At 66.2% G+C, this 18,764-nt stretch carries 13 protein-coding genes; 7 read left to right on the top strand and 6 right to left on the bottom strand.

The window, feature by feature from the left end; genetic code table 11:
* Nucleotides 1-283 precede the first annotated feature (283 nt).
* From FHY03_RS05800 to FHY03_RS05815, 4 genes are all read right to left on the bottom strand, one after another.
* Nucleotides 284-898 carry a hypothetical protein gene (locus FHY03_RS05800; protein ID WP_183929414.1) on the bottom strand — a complete coding sequence of 205 codons (615 nt, stop codon included), beginning with the start codon at nt 896-898 and terminating at the stop codon, nt 284-286.
* Nucleotides 899-960: 62 nt separating this feature from the next.
* The gene (locus FHY03_RS05805) at nt 961-3,303 is read right to left on the bottom strand and encodes a TcfC E-set like domain-containing protein (RefSeq protein ID WP_183929415.1); all 2,343 of its coding nucleotides are present in this window, start codon (nt 3,301-3,303) and stop codon (nt 961-963) included.
* Nucleotides 3,304-3,439: 136 nt separating this feature from the next.
* Nucleotides 3,440-3,913 carry a spore coat protein U domain-containing protein gene (locus FHY03_RS05810; RefSeq protein WP_183929417.1) on the bottom strand — a complete coding sequence of 158 codons (474 nt, stop codon included), beginning with the start codon at nt 3,911-3,913 and terminating at the stop codon, nt 3,440-3,442.
* A gap of 21 nt (nt 3,914-3,934) precedes the next feature.
* Entirely contained in the window at nt 3,935-4,510 is a 576-nt protein-coding gene (locus tag FHY03_RS05815; RefSeq protein ID WP_183929419.1) for a hypothetical protein, read from the bottom strand.
* 257 nt (nt 4,511-4,767) lie between these two features.
* Here FHY03_RS05815 and FHY03_RS05820 point away from each other — a divergent pair, with 257 nt between their 5' ends.
* Both FHY03_RS05820 and FHY03_RS05825 read left to right on the top strand, forming a co-directional pair.
* Nucleotides 4,768-5,595: a flagellin gene (locus FHY03_RS05820; protein ID WP_183929421.1), complete on the top strand. Its 828-nt coding sequence runs from the start codon at nt 4,768-4,770 to the stop codon at nt 5,593-5,595.
* Between the two features lie 183 nt (nt 5,596-5,778).
* Entirely contained in the window at nt 5,779-6,819 is a 1,041-nt protein-coding gene (locus FHY03_RS05825; protein ID WP_183929423.1) for a hypothetical protein, read from the top strand.
* Nucleotides 6,820-6,982: 163 nt separating this feature from the next.
* Here FHY03_RS05825 and FHY03_RS05830 read toward each other — a convergent pair whose 3' ends face one another.
* On the bottom strand, nt 6,983-8,062 hold the full coding sequence (locus tag FHY03_RS05830; protein ID WP_183929425.1) for a GGDEF domain-containing protein: 1,080 nt from the start codon (nt 8,060-8,062) through the stop codon (nt 6,983-6,985).
* Between the two features lie 274 nt (nt 8,063-8,336).
* Between FHY03_RS05830 and FHY03_RS05835 the strand changes: the two genes are divergently transcribed.
* Nucleotides 8,337-8,837 (top strand): hypothetical protein, encoded by a 501-nt coding sequence (locus FHY03_RS05835; RefSeq protein ID WP_183929427.1) that lies wholly within the window; start codon nt 8,337-8,339, stop codon nt 8,835-8,837.
* Nucleotides 8,838-8,961: 124 nt separating this feature from the next.
* Here FHY03_RS05835 and FHY03_RS05840 read toward each other — a convergent pair whose 3' ends face one another.
* Complete coding sequence (locus FHY03_RS05840; protein ID WP_183929429.1) at nt 8,962-9,849, bottom strand: alpha/beta hydrolase; 888 nt, start codon at nt 9,847-9,849, stop codon at nt 8,962-8,964.
* A 201-nt stretch (nt 9,850-10,050) separates the two neighbouring features.
* On the opposite strand from FHY03_RS05840, the gene FHY03_RS05845 reads away from it, so the two are divergent.
* The 4 genes from FHY03_RS05845 (at nt 10,051) to FHY03_RS05860 (ending at nt 18,489) form a co-directional block, all read left to right on the top strand.
* Nucleotides 10,051-13,020 (top strand): TonB-dependent receptor domain-containing protein, encoded by a 2,970-nt coding sequence (locus FHY03_RS05845; RefSeq protein WP_221190036.1) that lies wholly within the window; start codon nt 10,051-10,053, stop codon nt 13,018-13,020.
* 138 nt (nt 13,021-13,158) lie between these two features.
* On the top strand, nt 13,159-15,561 hold the full coding sequence (locus tag FHY03_RS05850; RefSeq protein ID WP_183929431.1) for a TonB-dependent receptor: 2,403 nt from the start codon (nt 13,159-13,161) through the stop codon (nt 15,559-15,561).
* Nucleotides 15,562-15,601: 40 nt separating this feature from the next.
* A complete protein-coding gene (locus tag FHY03_RS05855) occupies nt 15,602-17,137 on the top strand; it encodes a M81 family metallopeptidase (protein ID WP_183929433.1) in 1,536 nt (511 codons plus the stop codon).
* Nucleotides 17,134-18,489, top strand: a complete 1,356-nt coding sequence (locus FHY03_RS05860) for a M20/M25/M40 family metallo-hydrolase (protein ID WP_311721322.1) — start codon at nt 17,134-17,136, stop codon at nt 18,487-18,489. Before FHY03_RS05855 ends, FHY03_RS05860 begins: the two co-directional genes overlap by 4 nt.
* Nucleotides 18,490-18,764: the final 275 nt, after the last annotated feature.

Raw genomic sequence — 18,764 nt, forward strand, 5'->3', positions numbered from 1 at the left:
AACGCTGCATCCAATCAGCTTTCCATCCCGCCTTATGCTAACCAGCCCGTCAGCAATAGCTGCGTAGTTCTACAGAAAGCTAACCATAGCATCGCTTCAAGCTTGGTTAGCATCAGTTAGCCGAACGAAAAAGCCTCAGCGACTTGTTAGACATCGGTCGATCCTTCCGGGTGACAGATTATAGGTCGAACCGAGGCCAAATCGCCAGCCGTTCACGACAAGCGCGCACTGACGCTATGCCGCTCATATCGCTCCAGAGTGGCGAACGTCGTCCATGAAGAGCTCAGAACGTCTCAAGGTGACTGCTTGCACCCGCTGCGACCTGATAGGTGACCTTGCCCTTAACGGCCAGCGGCTGTGACCACGTCTGACCGGCGTAGAGTCGACGCGATGGGAGCGGCCGGCAGCTCGTCGGCGCGGCATCGGCGCAGACTTTGCCATCAAAAAGCTCAGCGTTGGTGTTGCCGTCGTTGCGCAGCGTGAGAGAGCTGGCGTCGCGCGTGGGAACGATGCGTGCGACGGGGGAGGCGGGTCGCTGAATGACGAGGACGTCATAGCCAACCAGTAGTTTGAGCGCGGTCACCGGTGCAGAGACCGGGCCTGCCACAGGCTTGATCGTGACCCGGAAGATGCGATCGACGCCACCTTGCGGTCGGATCGCGGCAACTCGGATCGTCTTGCGCTCTCCCGGTTGTAAAATGAGCCGCTGTGGGGTGACCAGCAGCCCTCCGGTCTCAGGGTCGACGACGGCCTCGCGACGTTCTCCGGGCAGTCCCGGCGCCACGATCTCGAACGGCGCGACGGCGACATAGGCGACTTCCTTGTCGTCGTTCGCTATCTCGATGTCCTGCGCGAGGTCGGCGCCGGATGCAAGATCGACCACGACCCGGCTCAGCACGATGTTGGCTCTTCCGGGAGCGGAGGCGACAGCTGTGGCGAGTAGCGCAACGGCGAGGCGTGTCAGTGCTGGCATAGGACGTCTCCGAGGCGAATGTAGCTGGTAGCAGATCGGGCACCCGGCAGTCGCGCCGTGCAGGTCTGACCGGCTCCACTGCGGACCGTCAAACGCGCGTAGGCAGGAGCCTGGATCTGGAAAAAGCCATTCGTGTCAGTCGCCGCGACGGCGTCGTCAGCGGTGATGTCGGCGTCTGCGATCGGTCTGCCGGAGGCGTCTACCAGCCGGCCGAACATCGCGTGCACCGCCTTGGCGGTCCAGTCGAGCGCGGCGACGCTGCCGGGGAACACATCGACAGTGCGGGTCTGCGTATCGAACGCGATCAGCTCGGCCGCGACCGCGCGGAGCCGCACGCGGTAGCGCCGGTAGGGCTGAACCGCGAGCGTGAGCTTCTGGCCGCCTCGCACGGTACCCCGCACCGCGTCGTCGACCAGCAGCTCGAACGTGACCGACGGAGCACCCGCGACCGCGACGACGATCAGGCTGTCGTTCTGCCCCTGAGCGCCGACACCTATGCCCCGGCCGGTGACGCCAAAGGAGGTCTGGGCGGTCAGCCCGTACTGCATTCCGCTGCCGGCCGCTCCAGTGCGGCCGGTGAGAGATGCCGCCGCCACTCCCAACGAGCTGCGCCTCTCGCCGGTCAGCTGAAGCACCGTGGCACGTGCGCCCCGTTGCATCAGCGCACCGGCATCGACGGCTCCGCCGAGGACGTCGTCGCGATGAAGCGACGCCGCCGCTTCTATCACCGGCGAGACGCCATCGTCGGCGTTAGCACCGCTGCGCTGGACGCCGATCGCGGTGGTGAGCGCGGCACGCGGCCCGAGCAGCTGGAGTTGAAGACCGAAAGACACGGCTTCGCCTCGTTGCGTGCGCGCGTACTGCCCCGCCAGCGAGAGCTGCAACCGGTCGCGCTGAAACACCGACCACCGCCCGCTCGGACCGAACGAGTAGGTCGTGCCGCGCGCGGGCGTGCCGAACAGGAATGCCGAAAGGCCGATCTGCCCGCGCGGAAGCGAATAGGACAGGCTGCCGAGCAGCTGCGTGTAGCTGGATTGCATTGCGTCCGCGCGGGGGCGCATCAGCTGCGCCGCGACAGCGTCGTTCGTTTCGCTGGCGGTGACGAGCGCTGACCCGGTCACGCTGCTAACGTGACGAAGATCGAGACTGTAGCTGAGCGAACTTGCTCCGCTGGAGGTAAGCTGTGCGACCACGCCCCTGTCACCTCGGCTCGATGCCAGGATCGCTACCCGGGCCTGTGCAGCTGCAGTCAACAAGGACAAGCCGCCTTCTCCGACCGAGTTGGTCCGAGTGGCCATCAAGGTCGCATCCCAGGCGACGTGTGACCCGATCCGTCCGCGCGCACCGCCGGTTGCAATAGCGATGCGCTCGCCAGCGGGCGCGCCGCGCTCCCGGGTCAGGAAGCCGAGTTGCGCATCGAACACGATGCGGCCGGCCGGCGCGAGCGCCGCGCTCTTGGTGAAGAAGCGTTGCTCGACCCGGTTCGCCCCGCCGGCCTCCTGGATCCGCAGCTCGATGGGATAGGAGCCGTCGGCGAGGGCGCTCGTGTCGAGCGACTGGTTGCCGCCATCGTACGTCTGCGAGCTGACCAGTCGACCCTGCACGTAAAGGTCTACGCGCGATCGCTGCGCCAGAAAGACGATGAGAGGTGTGCCGCTGAGAGCGACGCGGTCGGCGCGCGTGTCGAACTGCGTGGCGACGCCGACCCCGACGATGCGCCGACGTCCGACCAGATCTACGCCGGGTGCATAGAACATGCCGCCACGTAACCGGATGTCGCGACGGTCAACCTCTGCAGTCAGCGTGTCGACACGTCCACCATCCCACGACGACAGCGACGCGTCCGACAGCAGGTGCACCGGGCCCGTCCCAGCGACCAGGCGGTTGCGGAAGGCGTAGGCCGTCCCAAGCCCGCCGCCGCCCGCGACCGCAACGCCGAGCGTGTCCACCGCGGAGAGGGGATCCGCTTCGTCCTCGAGATAGCGCGCGCTCTCGCCTCGCACGACGAGCAGGCGAGGGTCCAGCGCAAGCGTCAAACGGAACGCAGCGGCGTCGTAGCGAGCCACGATGCGCGGCTCGTCCTTCGCCACGCAACCTGACCTATCGACGCAGCGAGCAGGGGCGCCGATCGACAATGGCTGATCCAACATGGCAGTGACTGCGGCTCGATCGATCAGGTCGGGGATTGCGGCGGCGACTGCTTGCGGGGTCAGCAGACGTACGTTGGCGGCTGCGACCTCAGCGGCGAATTGGCCGATCCGCCGATCCGCGACGTAGACGTCCACCACGGCCTGATCCGTGGCGGCAAGTGCGGCGAAGTCCGCGGGCATCGCCGCGGTGACCTGGGGCGCGGATGCGCCGAGAGCTCCTGCGGATTGGGCGTCGACGACGCTCCATAGGAGCGTGCCTCCACCCAGCAGCGCGCGCCGAAACGAACGGGCGTGACGATCAGCTAACCTCGGCACGTCAGTTTGCCGAGAGGATCACGGTCAGCGTACCGCTGTAGCTTCCCGCCGTCGCTGCGCTGAGCGCGGTGGACCGCAGAATGACGATCAGGCTCGCATTGGTGGTCTGCAGAACCGGACAGCTCAGCAGCATGGTCTGACCGGCGAGCGGGACGTTGGCGGCGAGGTTTGTCCCCGACGTCTGGCCGGCGGAAGTGCTCCACTGTACCTCGTACGGCAGCCGCGCGGCGCCGTTGGCCAGCGTGAACGCGCCGCCGGTGCCGGACCCCGACGCGGTTACGGTGTAGCGCCCCCCGAGCAGACCGCTGAAGGCGCAGATCGACTGGCTGCGCGTCAGGTCGGCGCCAAACCCGGAAATCGAGCCGAACGACACGTCGCTGAGACCGTTGACCTGGACGTTCTGCGCGACGCTCGGGGACGCTACGGCGACGAGCGAGAGCGCCGCTGCCTGCCCAATGCTCCGGATCGTCGCCACTGACCGCCTCGAGGCGCCCGGCTACTGCGGCGTCACGAGCAGCGTGAGCGATCCGGTGTAGCTCGTCGCCGACGTCATACCCTGCAGATTGGCCGCCGAGATGGCGATGATCAGGCTCGACGTGGTCGCCGCGCCGGTGCTGCAGGTCGGGTTGGCGGCCGTGCTGGTCATGCCTGCCAATGCGGTGCCAGCGGTGAGCGCGGTGCCGCTGGACTGGCCGCTGCTGGCGCTCCACTGCACCGTGTACGGCACACTCAGGCTGCCGTTGGCGAGCGTGAATGCGCCGCTGGTGCCGCTCCCGGTGGCGGTGATGCTGTAGCCCTTGGTGGCGGTGTTGCTCCACACACAGTTGTTCTGTGAAGCGGTCGCCGCGCTACCGGGATCGACGTTGGTGAAGGCGACGTCCGTAAGACCTGTGATCTGCGCCCTGTTGGCGACGCTGGCGGTGATCGTCACCGATCCCGTCGAGGTCGCGCCCAGGCTGCCCTGCGTCGACGCGTTCGCGGGTACGGCCGCCAAGGCGCCGCTCAGAAGGAGAACATGGCCGATAAGGGCTCGCACGCCTAGGCTGCCCTGCAGCTGTTTGACATGGGTCATCTGTATGTCCCTCGAAGATGCGCAATGCCGCGCGAACTCTGCTCGAGGACGGAGTTAGAAGATCACCCTTAACAAGCTGAAACCGCCAGCCCATCATTAGACCATCGTCTAAGGGATGAGCGTTCGTGACAAAGAACAGTGCTGCGGGTGCCCTCCGAACGGTTCTGCTACACTTAATGTTGGTGAGCCCGTGTCGTTTTAAATGGCGCAAGAAGCCTGCGTGAGGTGCGGCGTAAGCGCGATCGGGAGTCAACGCCATGACGGTGATCAACTCGAACACATCGGCCCTTCGTGCTACCGCCGCGTCCAACACCGTCATCAAAGCGCTATCGGTGTCCTGGGAGCGGCTGTCGACGGGTAAGCGCATCAACGCGGCGAAGGATGACGCCGCAGGTCTTGCGATCACCACGTCGATGGCGGCGCAGATCCGTGGCTTCCTTCAGGGCGTCCGCAACGCCGGCGATGGCCTCTCGATAGCTCAGACCGCGGAGGGCGCGCTAGGAGAGGTCTCGAACATGCTGCAGCGCATGCGCGAGTTGTCGGTGCAGGCTGGCAGTGACACCTATGCCGCGAGCGACCTCTCATCGATCCGGGCGGAGCAAGCCGCGCTCATGCATCAGATCAGCTCCATCGTCACCGATACGTTGTTCAACGGCAAGAAGCTGTTCGATGTCACAGCGGCCGCTGGGTTCTCGATCCAGAGTGGCGCGAATGGTGGGGACGTCATCACGGTTAGGTCGGCCGACTTTTCCGCTGGCAGCAGCTCCAAGCTAGCCGTCATCACCGCCCTGACCTTCACCGACGACGCGACGAGCGGTTCGCTTTCCAACTATGACAATGCCATTGCTGAAGTCTCGAGCGCGCGCGCATCGCTGGGTTCGTCGCAGAACCGCCTGCAGTCGGCGATCGACAACACGCTCACGCACGTCACCAATCTCACAGCGGCGCGCAGTCGCGTCGAGGACGCTGATTTTTCGACTGAGACCACAGCACTCGCCAAGTTGCAGATTCTCACCCGAACATCGATCGCCATGCTCGCCCAGGCAAACCAATCTAGGCAAGGTGTGATGAAGCTGCTCAGCTGACAGCTTGCCAACTTCCGCTAGCGGATAGCTTCATCCAATCGGATGCTCCCCGCCGGCAGGGAGCCTCCCGAGCTCTACCCTCGACGGCAGTCTGCAGCAACATCTCCGACTTCGGTCTTACATTCCAGGTCGGTTAACCAATCAATAGCTGCGGCTTGTCATGGCTCCTGTCAGGAGGTTGCCTTGACCCATTGCCATCGACAGATAATCGCTTTCAAGCACGGCTTCGTGTTAGCCGCGTGTCTCGCGATCGCGGCGTGCGGCGGCGGAGGCGGGGGGGCGTCAACAGGTGCGACCGCGTCGCCGGAGGCATCGTTGCCTTCGCCACCCACCGCGACTCCTACACCAGCTCCGGTTCCAAAGGCGCTCAGCTTCACAACGGTTGAGGTCGGTGTCGACACCGATGCGTCGGGCGTGCTTCAGATGTCGATCCCCGCGGAAAGCTCCTCCCCGGTCATCGTGTCCGATCCGAATTCGCCGACAGCTACACGCTTCGAAGACTTTCGCCTCGATGGCAATGAAACGATCAGAGCCAGCGGCTTTGGCTCGCACAGCGGCATCAGCATTTCAGCATCGCCGGCGACCTATCAGGCGTCCTCCGTTCTGCGGTTCACGCAGTTGGGAACGCTACCGCGACAGATGCCAGTGTTGATGTGGGCGTCGCCGAGTGACTCCGAGCCGCTCGCTATGCCGCTCGCGGAAACCGTCGAGAAGCTCCCGGGCACCAGCAGTACAACCGGCATGCTGCCCAAGCACGCACGCCTGCTGGAGGTTGGGAGCCCCAACTTCCGCGGCATACGCGTCTTCGGTTCGAACACGCTGACGAGCTCTGTCCCGGAGAAGGGAAGCTCGCGTTACGTTGGTGAGCTATTCGGGACGGTCTACCCGACCGGCGAGGCGCCGAGCCGGCTGGTGGGTGACTGCGTCCTCAACGTCTACTTCGACGGTGAGCAGCCATACGTGACGGGGCTGATCAAGTTCTCGCAATATGAGCGCACCGACAATCGTGGGACTGTGCTGACGATCGACTTCGTTGCAGACATCGTCCGCGGCAAGTTGGTGACACGCTCGATCCAGGTGACTGGCACCGGGAACATGGTTCAGTACGGGGCGGTCGCGGGCGGCTTTTATGGCGACGATGCGAGCGAGCTCGGCTTCACGATATCGGCTCGCGGTCCAAGCGGTATCCTGATCGGAGGCGCGATCCTTGGCATTGGGCACTAGAATACCTGATTGCGTCGCCTCGGAACTGCGTGCGGCCACGCGCAGCGGCGCCATCGAAGCGACGTCATCCGCATGGTACGCCTTTGGATCACGGACCCTTTCGATATCGTCTACCCAGTCGGTCAACCGCCCCGCTCCTCAAAAGGCTGACGGAGATAACAGCTCAAGCGCGCGCTAAAAGCTGGTAACCGTTAGGCCATAATCGGCGCTGATCGCGCGACAGCTTATTGTGTCGGAGCGCCGCGTCTGCCTCCTCAAGTAGGGAGTTCATCTCGCAGGCGCGGCTCGACGATCGGCTTGAACCGATGCTGGCGCCGACACTGACGACCTTTCCGTTGATCCGGTAAGGCGCGCTCAGCCAACGAACGATGTCGTCGGCCCGTTCGGCGATCACCGTCGACGATGAGGCATCGACTTGCATGACGACGAACTCGTCTCCACCGAGACGCGCGACAGCGTCACCGCGTTGTGCAGAGGCGGTCAGACGTTCCCCAACGGCACAGAGGAGCGCGTCGCCCGCAGCATGGCCGAGCCGATCGTTGATCTGCTTGAAGCCGTCGAGATCGAGGTAGTGCAGCGCATAGCTGCCCACGGACGGACCGGCGGGGTCGAAGCTCGCAATCGCCTCTGCGAGCGCGAAGCGATTCATCAAACCGGTCAGGTGGTCGCGCCGCGCGAGCACTGCAAAGGCAGAACTTGTGGCTGACTGCCGCTCCTGTGCAAGGTGGCGCTTCGTGAGGCTCCGAAGCCCGCCAGTCAGCAGCGCGATGAGGCACAGCGCCGCGACCGCATGGTCGGGCTCCGCCGAGAAGGCCAAGACAACGACGGGTGGCAGGACGCCCAAAAGGACGCTTCCACCGGCGATCAGCGGTCGTAATGCCGTGGTGGCTACAGCACCTGCGGCATAGCCTACGACGAGGATCGCGACTGGCAGGTGAAGCGATGGGATGGGCAGCATCAGCGCGCGCGCCGCGAAGCAGCCGAACAGCACGGCGAAGGCGAGGTAGGACGCGCCAAACCGTCGCTCAAGCTCGCGCGCGTCAGCCCTCGACAGGGCCGCTGCGGCGCAGCGCGCTCGGCCGCGATAGAGGAGCCATAGCCGCCAGCCACTGGCTGCCACGCCGAGGGCAAGGAGCAACGACGCGGCGCCATCACGCGAGCGCACCGACACGAGTGTGGCGACTAGCAAAAAGAGCGCGCTCATGATGGTCGCAGGCATTCTCGTCGCGAACAGGCTAGCCACCCGCTCGGCGTAGGCGTCCTCGTGTTGAGGCGCATGGACTGGGAGCGGCGAAGGCATCTCGCGATCGACATTGCCGGCGACAGATTAAGATCGTGAGAAGCTGGGCTACCTCGCGAATGGTGCGCGAACACCCCGTTCGGCAGCCTGGGCGCGGCAATGCGCGGCGTTCTCCTACAAAGGTCGTATCGCCGGCACTCGTACTCGCAGGCGATAAGTCGCGTTAACGCCTTCCGGCCAATCCGATGATCATGTTGGTCACCAGGCGGATAAGTACATGAAGGCTGTCCACGCGGCTGAGCACCGCCAGATGCTCGATCTCGCTGCCGAGATCCTCGCTGAGGCGTCGGCGCGGCAGCCATGCCGACGTGACAGTCTCGCCCGACTGAGACTGAGCTTCTCTCGCCTGGTCAATACGCACTGCGAGGAGGAAGGCAGAACCATTCGCGCGGCCGTCGACGCCGGATCTCTATGCCCGCGCATTGCAGCCGCCTTCCATCGCGAGCTGCAGCAATGGCGTACTGCGCTGGTATGTCTCAACAGCGCCTGGCCGAGCGCCCGCATCGAGCACGATCAAAGAGGCTTTGCCTCCGCGTTCCGCCCGCTTGTCGACGACCTCCGCAGCTACATCGCGCGCGAGGAGAGCCAGATCCTTGACAAGCTTCAGTCGGCCGCCTTATCGCGTGATGCATCGCGATACAAGGGAATGGCCGCGACGGACACCTGCCGAGCCACTCACCCTTTAAAGTTGGCAGTCGAGTCTCGACTGCCAAAGTGAACGAGTGGCGAAAGTTGGAGAGCGATCCCAACGCATTCAGTGACTGTTTTTGGGTCACCGCGCTTTCCGCTTCAGCCTTAATCCAAGATCACCTTCGATCACGTCGCGACTAAGTCACCAGGCGTCAAGGATGCCGGGGCTCATGCTCATCAAGCGAGGCATTGAGGAAGCCCTCGTCGCTCATCCAGTCGGCGAGTCGATCCGGCCAGTGCTGAATAGATAACCTCTCGTCGTGCACGCCGACATTGAAGCCATGCCCCACGCCTGAGAAGACATGGAGCTCGGCTGGCCGTCCCGCTTGCTGAAGTTGCTGGAAGAGGGCGAGGGCAGGGCCGGCGCAGCACGTGTCGAGCGCGCCCGCCGCGATGAAGGCGGGCGGTGCGTGGGCCGGGTCCGTCGCAGGGATGCCGAGCGGGCCGGGGTAGACGAGCACTTGGAAGTCCGGTCGAGCGCTCACCCGCACGAGGCGATCGTCCGGCACCCGGTGCGCGGGTTCGGGATTATCCGCGACCAGCGAAACCAGCTCGCCGCCCGCTGAGAAGCCCATCAGTCCGATCCGGCGAGGGCTCACGCCGTAATCTGCGGCATGCGCTCGCACCCAGCGTACCGCCCGCCGAGCGTCGGCGGCGGCGTCACGCTCGATCGTGTAAGTCGAGCCTGGCTCACGCGCGAGACGGTAGCGCAGCACGAACACCGTGATGCCATAGCGGGTGAGAATCCGCGCCGGCACCATGCCCTCGTTCTGGAAGACCAGCATGCGGTGCCCCCCGCCGGGTACGATGATGATCGCGGTACCGTTCGCGTGCTCGCTGCGCGGCCGGAGGATCGTCAGCGAGGGTCGGTGTACGTTGTGGACGTATGCGCCGCCCTCAAGTTGCTCCTGCTCCCCCGCGCGCCGTTCTGAGCCTGGCGCAGCGCGACCCCAGATGGCGACGACGTCGGATGACGGGGGCGCGGATGCCGCGGGCATGGCCGCGACGAGCGCGAGAGCGGGCAGAAACAAGCGACGCATGGCCGGAACTCCGCAAGCCAGCGCGACGCCGCCCGGCCGCGGCGGTCTGACATAAGCGCGGGCATCGTGTCGAGCACCGCCAGCAAAGGAATGTTACGCGATTGGTTATATTGACATTATAACCAAGCCCGCTGATTAGATAACCAAATTACAAAATTTTCGTTCGCAGGGTGGGTTCATTCCAAACGGGGGAATTGGGCTTTGAAGACCACATTGCTGCTGCTCGCGTCAGCCTCGGCGCTGCTCACGCCGGGGGCAGCGTTCGCGCAGGCCGAGAGCGTCGCGGTTCCTACGCTTTCCACAGAGCCACCGGGCGCCGCGGCCGATGCCGCACCGGCCCAGGACGATGCTACCACCGCCGACATCACGGTGACGGGCTCGCGTCTCGCCTCGCGCGGCTACTCGCAGCCCACGCCGACGACCACGGTGAACCGCGACGACATCGAGAAGCTGTCCCAGCCCAACCTCTTCCAGGCGATCCGCCTGTTGCCCGCGTTGCAAGGCAGCTCGGGCCGTCAGACGCGCGGCAACAGCACCAGCAGCGGTCAGCAGGGGCTGAGTTCCTTCGCGTTGCGGGGCCTCGGCGAGCTCCGCACGCTCACGCTGCTGGACGGCCAACGGGTAACCCCTGCCAACTTCATCGGCGTGCCCGATATCAGCCAATTCCCGCAGCTTCTGGTGGAGCGGGTCGATGTGGTGACCGGCGGAGCCTCGGCGTCCTACGGATCGGACGCGGTCGGCGGCGTGGTCAACTTCGTCACCAACAAGCGGTTCACCGGCGTCCGGGCGAACCTGCAGACCGGCATCACCACCTACGGCGACGATCCGAACCTGACCGCGCAGGTCGCCTGGGGCGGCTCCTCCAAGGACGGGCGGCTGCACGTTCAGGTGAGCGGCGAATATAGCTACGAGGGCGGCACGCCGGCGGGTGACTTCGGCGTCTCCGGCGGCGTCAACCGGCGCGACTGGTACAACGCGCCCGCCTTCCTCGGCCGCTCGAACGCAGCGACGGTGGACGGCCTGCCGCGCTACACGCTGATCAACCGCGCGCAGCCGCTCCAATACGCCAAATTCGGCCTGATCACGTCCGGTCCGCTGCAGGGGACCGCCTTCGGACCCGGCGGCGTGCCCTATCAGTTCGCCTATGGCTCGGGCGGTCGCCCACTCGGCAACGGTCAGGTGACCGGGTGCTTCAACCCCTTCTGCGTCGGCGGGGACCTCAGCGCGCAGATTGGCGAGTCGCCCAGCCTCGCCAGCAGGCTCGAGCGAGGGGTCGGCTACGGCCGCGTCGGCTTCGACGTCAGCGATGGCATGGAGGTGTTCGCCACCGCCACGCTGGCGCGCGTGCTGTCGCGCAACTTTCCCAATCGCGGCGCCGAGCGTATCGGGCTGACCGTCCAGTGCGACAACGCCTTCCTCCCCGCGGCCGTGCGTGACGGCTGCGCCGCCAACGGGATCACCAGCTTCCAGTTCGGCACGGTCACCGGTCAGTTCGCGGATCCGATCACCGTTCGCACACGCCGCGACCAGCAGCGCTACGTGCTCGGCGTCGACGGCAAGGTGGCGATCGCCGGCACCGAGTGGCGCGTCAACGCCTATGGCGCGCACGGCGTGAGCACGATCGCGGTCGACGTCAGCAACATCTCGCTGCAACCGCACTTCAACGCCGCGATCGACGCGGTGACCGCGTCCGACGGCAGCATCGTGTGCCGGAGCGCGGTCGCGCGCGCGGCGGGATGCGTGCCGTTCAACGCCTTTGGCGACGTCACCAACTCCGCCGCGGCTTACGCCTTTGTGATGCCCGAGAACGGCCCGCGGCAGCGCTCGCGCCAGGAGCAGAACGTTGCCAGCTTCAACCTGACCGGCGAGCCTTTCTCGACCTGGGCGGGACCGGTGGCGATCGCGTTCGGCGTCGAGGGCCGAGAGGAGATCTACCGCACCGTTGCCGACCCATATGGCAACGGCGCGAGCGCGGCGACGCCGAACTCCGCGCTGTATCCTGCCGACCCGCTGCTCAACACCACTATCGGCAACAACTGGTACGCGGGCAACTACAAGGCCGGGCGGGGCCGCTACGGCGTCAAGGAAGCCTATGCCGAGATCAACGTCCCGATCCTCGACTCGGACGTCCTCGGCGAGGCCAATGTCAACGGCGCGATCCGCGTCACCGACTATACCACCTCGGGCACGGTCGAGGCGTGGAAGATCGGCGGCGTGTGGAAGACCCCGCTCGACGGCTTCCGCCTGCGCGCGGTGACCTCGCGCGACGTGCGCGCGCCCAACCTGAGCGAGCTGTTCGCGGCGCAGATCGTCACCAACTCGACCGTGCTGTATCGCGGCAACGTCATCAACATCCAGAACCGCGTCGCCGGCAACACCGGCCTGCGGCCCGAGATCGGCCGCAGCACCGAGATCGGGTTCGTCTATGCCGAGCCGAGTTGGCTGCCCGGCTTCGCGGTATCGGTCGACTATTACGATATCAAAATCAGCGACGCGATCATCTCGCTCGGCGCACAACAGATCGTCGACCTGTGCGAGCAGGGCGCGCAGGACCAATGCGCCGCCACGTTGCTCGAAAGCCCGACGCCAGGCGCGAACTACGTTCAGGTCACCGCGTTCAACGCCGCCAGCATCCGCACCAAGGGCTTCGACATCGAGGCGTCCTATCGTTTTCCGCTGTCGGGGATCGGCCTGCCCGGGCGCGTCACGTTGCGCGGCCTGGCCACGCACGTCATCGAGCTGGTGACGACGTCCAACGTCGTCGGTTCGATCCCGATCGACACCGCCGGGGTCAACAGCGGCACCACGCCCGACTGGAAGGGCCTGCTGACGCAGAGCTGGGATACCGACCGCTTCAGCCTGTCCTTGACCGAGCGCTTCATCAGCGACGGAGTCTACTCGAACGAGTGGATCGAGTGCCGCACCAGCTGCCCGGTCTCGACCAACAACAACCCGACCGTCGACGATAACAGCATGCCGGGCGCCTTCTACGTCGATCTCGGTGGCAGCTACAATCTCACCAGCGAGGTCAGCGCCTTCTTCCGCGTCGACAATCTCCTCGACAAGGACCCCGTCGCGGCGCCGTCCACCGGGGTGAGCCCCGGCGTCAACTCGCTGCTGTACGACGTGCTCGGCCGCACCTTCCGACTGGGCGTGCGCGCCAACTTCTGACCGGGGCCCTCGGGCATCCCGACCGATCTCGCGAGGGCCGCCGTCAGAGCGGCCGCGCGACGCGAGGCGACCATAGCGCCCGCATCCCACCGCAGGACGAACGAAAGGACCATCGCGCTCAACGAAGGGGACAGACGCATGACCATCCGACGCCACACCGGGCTGCTGCTCGCCACCGCGGTCGTCGCCGCGCTCACCGGCGCGCCTGCCCGGGCTCAGGTCGTCGATCAGGCGGAGGGCGACCCGCAGGCGGCCTCGCGCGAGCGATTCGACGGCACCGCCGACGCCGCGGCGGCGGATATCGTCGTCACCGGGCGCGGCAGCTCGGCCAACGGCGTGACCAACACGACGCCGGGCGGCGGCCTGATGTCGGTGCAGACCGGCACGAAGCTGCGCAGCACAATCACGCGCGACTATATCGATCGGCAGGCGGCGACCACGAACGTCTTCACGCTGATCCGCAATCTGCCCGGCGTCGTGCTGGGCAGCGGCGACCCCTTCGGCAGCGCGCCCAACCTGACCATCCGCGGGCTCAGCCAGACATCGCTCGGCTTCAACTTCGAGGGCATGCCGATCGGTGACCAGCTGTCGTACAGCGCCTTCCCCAGCGAGTGGGCGGACAGCGAGAACATCGGTCTGATCAATCTGACCCGCGGCTCGACCGATATCACCGCGCCGGTCTACAATTCGGTCGGCGCGCTACTGCAGGAGGAACTGATCGCGCCGTCGCGCTCGGCGGGCGCCTTCGCGTCGGCGAGTCTCGGCAACTACGACCTCAATCGACAGTTCCTCCGGCTGGAGACCGGTGAGATCGGCGCGTCCGGCGTGCGCGCCTTCGTGTCGGGCTCGCGCACGTACAACCGCAGCTGGCGCGGCCCGGGGCGGACCGAGCGCCACCATATCGACAGCAAGATCGTCAAGGAGTTCGCCTCGGGCGACACGATCTCGCTGGTGGCGACCTACAATGAGGAGAAGACGGACCGATCCCGCAACCCGACGCTGGCGCAATATCGGCAGTCGGGTCGCGACTTCAACTTCGACGCGGGCTACAGCGTCGACCCTGCGACCGGCGTCGGCAATCCCAATTACTACCGGCTGCGCGTCGCCGATCGCCAGAGCCTCTATGTCAGTGCGCCGTCCAGCTTCAAGCTGACCGATCGGCTCGACATCGTCGCCACGCCCTATTTCCTCTACACGCACGGCATCATCAACGGCGCGAGCAACCTCAACCTGCGCACGGCCTTCTATGGCACGCAGCCGGCCGGGCCGTTGCAGGCGCCCGGGGCCGCGGCCGGCCAGGCGATCGTCACGGTGATGAACGTCGATCGCTACGATCAGAAGACCTACGGCCAGAACAGCTACCTGCGCTGGAATGTGGGGCTGGCGCAGCTGCGGCTGGGCTATTGGTACTCGCACTTCGTCCACGACGAGAAGGCCGCTTTCCAGGTCGCCGACGCGGAGGGGGGCGTCCAGGATCCTTATGGCGACCGCGGCTCGGTGCTGACCGCCAGCGGCGACACGTTCCGCAACTTCGCCGCGCGGATCGAGCAGAACGTCCACGGCGTGTACGCCGACATGACGGTGAAGCTCGACGACGATCGGCTGCTCGTGAACACCGGTTTCAAATACGTCTGGGTCGACCGCGTCTCGCGCAGCCCGCTGCCCGGCAGCGCGATGCGCACCGAGAGCCTGAGTCAGCGCCCGCTGCCGCAGGGCTCGATCCGCTACAGCCTGGACGACAAGAACCAGCTCTTCGCGGACATCACCACCGCGTTCCGCGCGCCCTCGGCGGTGTCGTCTTACGTCAACATCTACAATGCGGCGACCGGCGTGCCGTCCAGCACGCCGTCGGGCAATTATACGCCGGAATATTCACTCGGTCAGGAGATCGGCTTCCGCCACCACGGCGACCTCGTCCACTTCACCATAGCGGCGTTCAACTATGACCTGACCGACCGACTGGTGCAGGGTAGCCAGATCGTCAACGGCACCAGCGTCGGCTTCGCGGTCAACGTCGGTGACCAGTCGGCGCGCGGCGTCGAGGCGGAGATCGGGCTGGTGCCGTGGCACGGCTTCAGCCCCTACGTCTCGGGCCAGTATCTCGATGCGACGACCAAGGACGATTACCCCGTGCGCGGCGTCTTCCTCCCGACCGCGGGCAAGCGCGCGGTGCTCAGTCCCGAATGGGTCACCTCGGCCGGACTGAACTACGACGACGGGTCGTTCTTCGCCTCGTTCGAGGGCACCTATATCAGCGAGCAATTCTCGACCTTCATGAACGACGAGGTGCTGCCCGGTTTCGCGACCGCCAACGCGAGCATCGGCTACCGCTTCGGGTCGATCGGCTTCGTCAAGAAGCCGCAGCTGCAGCTCAATCTCACCAACATCGCCGACAGAAAGTATCTGTCCGGCATCCAGGGCGTTACCTCGAACGCCCAGGCGACCGCGAGCCGACAGGGCAACGTGATCGCCGGATCGGCACCCACCTACCTGATCGGCGGCGGCTTCGGCATCACCGGCTCGATCAGCGCTGCCTTCTAACCCCGCCTGCCTCTCTGTACGCGACCGAGGAGACCTCACCATGCGACGTCGAACCTTCCTGGCTTCCACCACCGCGGGCGCGCTCGCAGCTAGCGGCGTAGCGCGGGCGCAGATCGTGCCGCGCTACCGCCGGGTGCCGCGCATCGCGATCGGCGGCATCGCGTCCGAATGCAGCACGTACAGCCGCATCCGCGCGCGGATGGAGAATTTTACCGTGTTGCGCGGTGACGCGATCCTGGAGAATGAGCGCTTCACCTTCCTGCGGCGCTACGACGTGCCCTTCCTCCCAACGCTGGTCGCCAATGCCGGCTCGGGCGGCCCCATCGCGCGCGACGCCTATGACGCGCTCAAGGCGGAGTATCTTCAGCGGCTGCGCGCTTTGCTGCCGTTGGACGGCGTCTATCTGGCGATGCACGGCGCGATGTTCGTCGAGGGCATGCAGGACGCCGAGGGCGACTGGTACGAGGCCACGCGCCAGGTCGTGGGACCGGACTGCCTGCTGTCGGCCAGCTACGACCTGCACGGCAACGTCAGCCAGCGGATCGTCGACAATCTCGACGCGATCACCGCCTATCGCACCGCGCCGCATGTCGACCGGGTCGAGAACACGATGCGCGCGACCGACATGCTGACTCACTGTCTGCGCTATGACCTCCGACCGGGGATCGTCTGGGCGACGATCCCGGTCGGGCTGGCGGGTGAGCAGAGCAGCACGGAATGGGATCCTGGCCGTCGCCTCTGGGCCGATCTGAGCGAGTACAATCGCCAGGCCGAGGTGCTCGATGTCTCGCAGCTGGTCGGCTATGTCTGGGCCGACGAGCCGCGCTCGGCGGCGTCAGTGTGCGTGACCGGCACCGATCCAGCGATGCAGGCGAAGATCGCGGCCGAGCTCGCCTCGCGCTACTGGGATGCGCGCCGCGAGTTCAAATTCGGCAGCCCGACGGGCACGATCGAGGAGACGATCGCGACCGCGATGGCGGCGACCACCAGGCCGGTGGTGATTTCCGATTCCGGCGACAATCCGGGTGGGGGCGGCAACGCCGATCAGTCGCTGTTCCTCCAGGCCCTGCTCAAGGCCGGCGCGCGCGAGGTGCTGCTGGGCGGGATGACCGACCAGCCCGCGACCGACGCCTGCTATGCCGCGGGCGTCGGCAAGACGATCCCGCTCCGTGTCGGCGGCTCGCTCGACCCTGTGGCGAGTAGCCCAGTCCCGGTGACGGCCACGGTCAAGTATCTGGCGGCGGTCAGTGACCCGGCCGAGCGCGAGGCGGTGATCGCGTTTGACGGCATAACCATGACGCTCTCCTCCAAGCGGCGCGCCTATCACGCCGCCGAGGCATTCCGCGCGCTCGGGCTGGAGCCGTCGGCATTCAAGATCGTGGTACTCAAATGCGGTTATCTGAACCCGACGATGAAGCCGCTTGCTAACCCGCATCTGATGGCTCTGTCGCCGGGGGCGATCGATCAGGACATCCCGCACATCGCTAACGAGCACCGGGTGCCCACCTTCCCCTGGGTGGCGGACCTTCGATATGCTCCGCGGCCGTACCGCTCGGCACGGATCAATCGGTCGTGACTAGAACCAGCGAGGAGAAGAGAGCAGTGCGACGCGGCGACAGGATGATGCGCCAGGTACGACGCGCGATGCTGATCGGCGTGATGCTCTGCGCCCCGACCGCGCGCGCGCAGATCGCGACGCCGGCGACGCAGGCCGCGGACGCCGCGGTCGTGCAGGCGCTGCGCGAGCGCGGCGACTATCGCGCCGCCGTACGGGCCTTGGAGCAAGAGCATGATCGATGGGTCGAGACGATCATGCAGCTCACCGAGATACCGGCGCCGCCGTTCAAGGAGGCGGCACGCGCGCGCGCCTATGCCGCCCTGTTCAAGGAGGCGGGGCTTAGCGACGTCCGGATCGACGAGGTGGGCAACGTCCTGGGGCTGCGCCGCGGTACCGGCGCGCCCGGCGGCAGGATGGTGATCATGGCGGCGCACCTGGACACGGTCTTCCCCGCCGGGACGCCGGTCACGGTGCGTCGAGACGGCACGCGGCTGCACGCGCCTGGCGTGGGTGACGACTCGACCGGACTGGCCACCCAGCTCAGCCTGATCCGCGCGATGGCGGCGGCGAAGATCGCGACGTCGCTCGACATCCTTTTCGTCGGCAATGTCGGCGAGGAGGGGCTGGGTGACCTGCGCGGGGTTCGCCACCTCTTCACGCAACCGGCGTATCGCGACCGCACCGCCGCCTTCTTCTCGATCGACGGCGCTGCCGAGGACGGCTTCACCGTCGGCGGCGTGGGCTCCAAGCGCTATCGCCTCGTCTACAAGGGACCTGGCGGGCACAGCTACGGTGCGTTCGGGCTGGTCAATCCGATGGCGGCCATGGCGGCCACCGTCACGGGCTTGTACGCGCTGCCGACGCCGAGCGACCCGAAGACGACGTACAGCGCGAGCGTCGTGGGCGGGGGCACCTCGGTGAACGCGATCCCGCGCGAGGTCACGCTGGAGGTTGACATGCGCTCGGAGAGTGCCGCCGAGCTCGCCAAGCTCGAGCGGGACTTCCTCGCGGTGGTCGATCGCTCGGTGGCCGCGGAAAACGCGGCGCGCTCGGTGAAGCAGGGCGCGGTGACGGTCGAGAAGGTGCCGGTCGGCGATCGGCCTGCCGGCGCCACGCCGGTGACCGACCCGCTCGTCCGGCTCGGCATCGCCGCCTACCGCGCGGAGAAGATCGCGCCGCGGCTGACCAGCAGCTCGACCGACGCCAACGTACCGATGAGCCTGGGCATCCCCGCCGTGACGCTGTCACGCGCCGCGAGCGGCGATCGCGGCCACTCGCCCGACGAATGGATCGAGACGGCAAAGGTCCGGTCTCAACGGGTCAAGCGCCTCGACCTGCTGCTGCTGCTTGCCGCTGCGGGACTGCGGTGAGGACAAACTGGTCTCGAGCAAGTGCAAGTAACCGCGCCTGATTGTGCGTGCTCGAGTATGCGCGTGCCCCTAACGTTTGGCTTAGTGCATCGCCAAATCCGCCTTGAAGCAGCGAAGGGACCAGACGCTCTCTATCGCAAGACGGTGGCGACAGATCGGTAAGGGCAGGTTTTTACGACATGACGGCGTAACGCGGCCGGTCCGCTAACCTGCCGGACTAAGCCAGCCGGACAGCTGCGCGGAACGCCCAAGGCGGCTTGCACGGCGAGATGAAC

This window comes from Sphingomonas sp. BK345 (genome assembly GCF_014193845.1).
Classification (GTDB): Bacteria; Pseudomonadota; Alphaproteobacteria; order Sphingomonadales; family Sphingomonadaceae; genus Sphingomonas.

Coding starts and splice junctions, on each gene's coding strand:
- FHY03_RS05805 (WP_183929415.1), bottom strand. CDS start 3,303: ATGCCCGCGGACTTCGCCGCACTTGCCGCCACGGATCAGGCCGTGGTG.
- FHY03_RS05815 (WP_183929419.1), bottom strand. CDS start 4,510: ATGACCCATGTCAAACAGCTGCAGGGCAGCCTAGGCGTGCGAGCCCTT.
- FHY03_RS05820 (WP_183929421.1), top strand. CDS start 4,768: ATGACGGTGATCAACTCGAACACATCGGCCCTTCGTGCTACCGCCGCG.
- FHY03_RS05835 (WP_183929427.1), top strand. CDS start 8,337: ATGAAGGCTGTCCACGCGGCTGAGCACCGCCAGATGCTCGATCTCGCT.
- FHY03_RS05840 (WP_183929429.1), bottom strand. CDS start 9,849: ATGCGTCGCTTGTTTCTGCCCGCTCTCGCGCTCGTCGCGGCCATGCCC.
- FHY03_RS05850 (WP_183929431.1), top strand. CDS start 13,159: ATGACCATCCGACGCCACACCGGGCTGCTGCTCGCCACCGCGGTCGTC.
- FHY03_RS05855 (WP_183929433.1), top strand. CDS start 15,602: ATGCGACGTCGAACCTTCCTGGCTTCCACCACCGCGGGCGCGCTCGCA.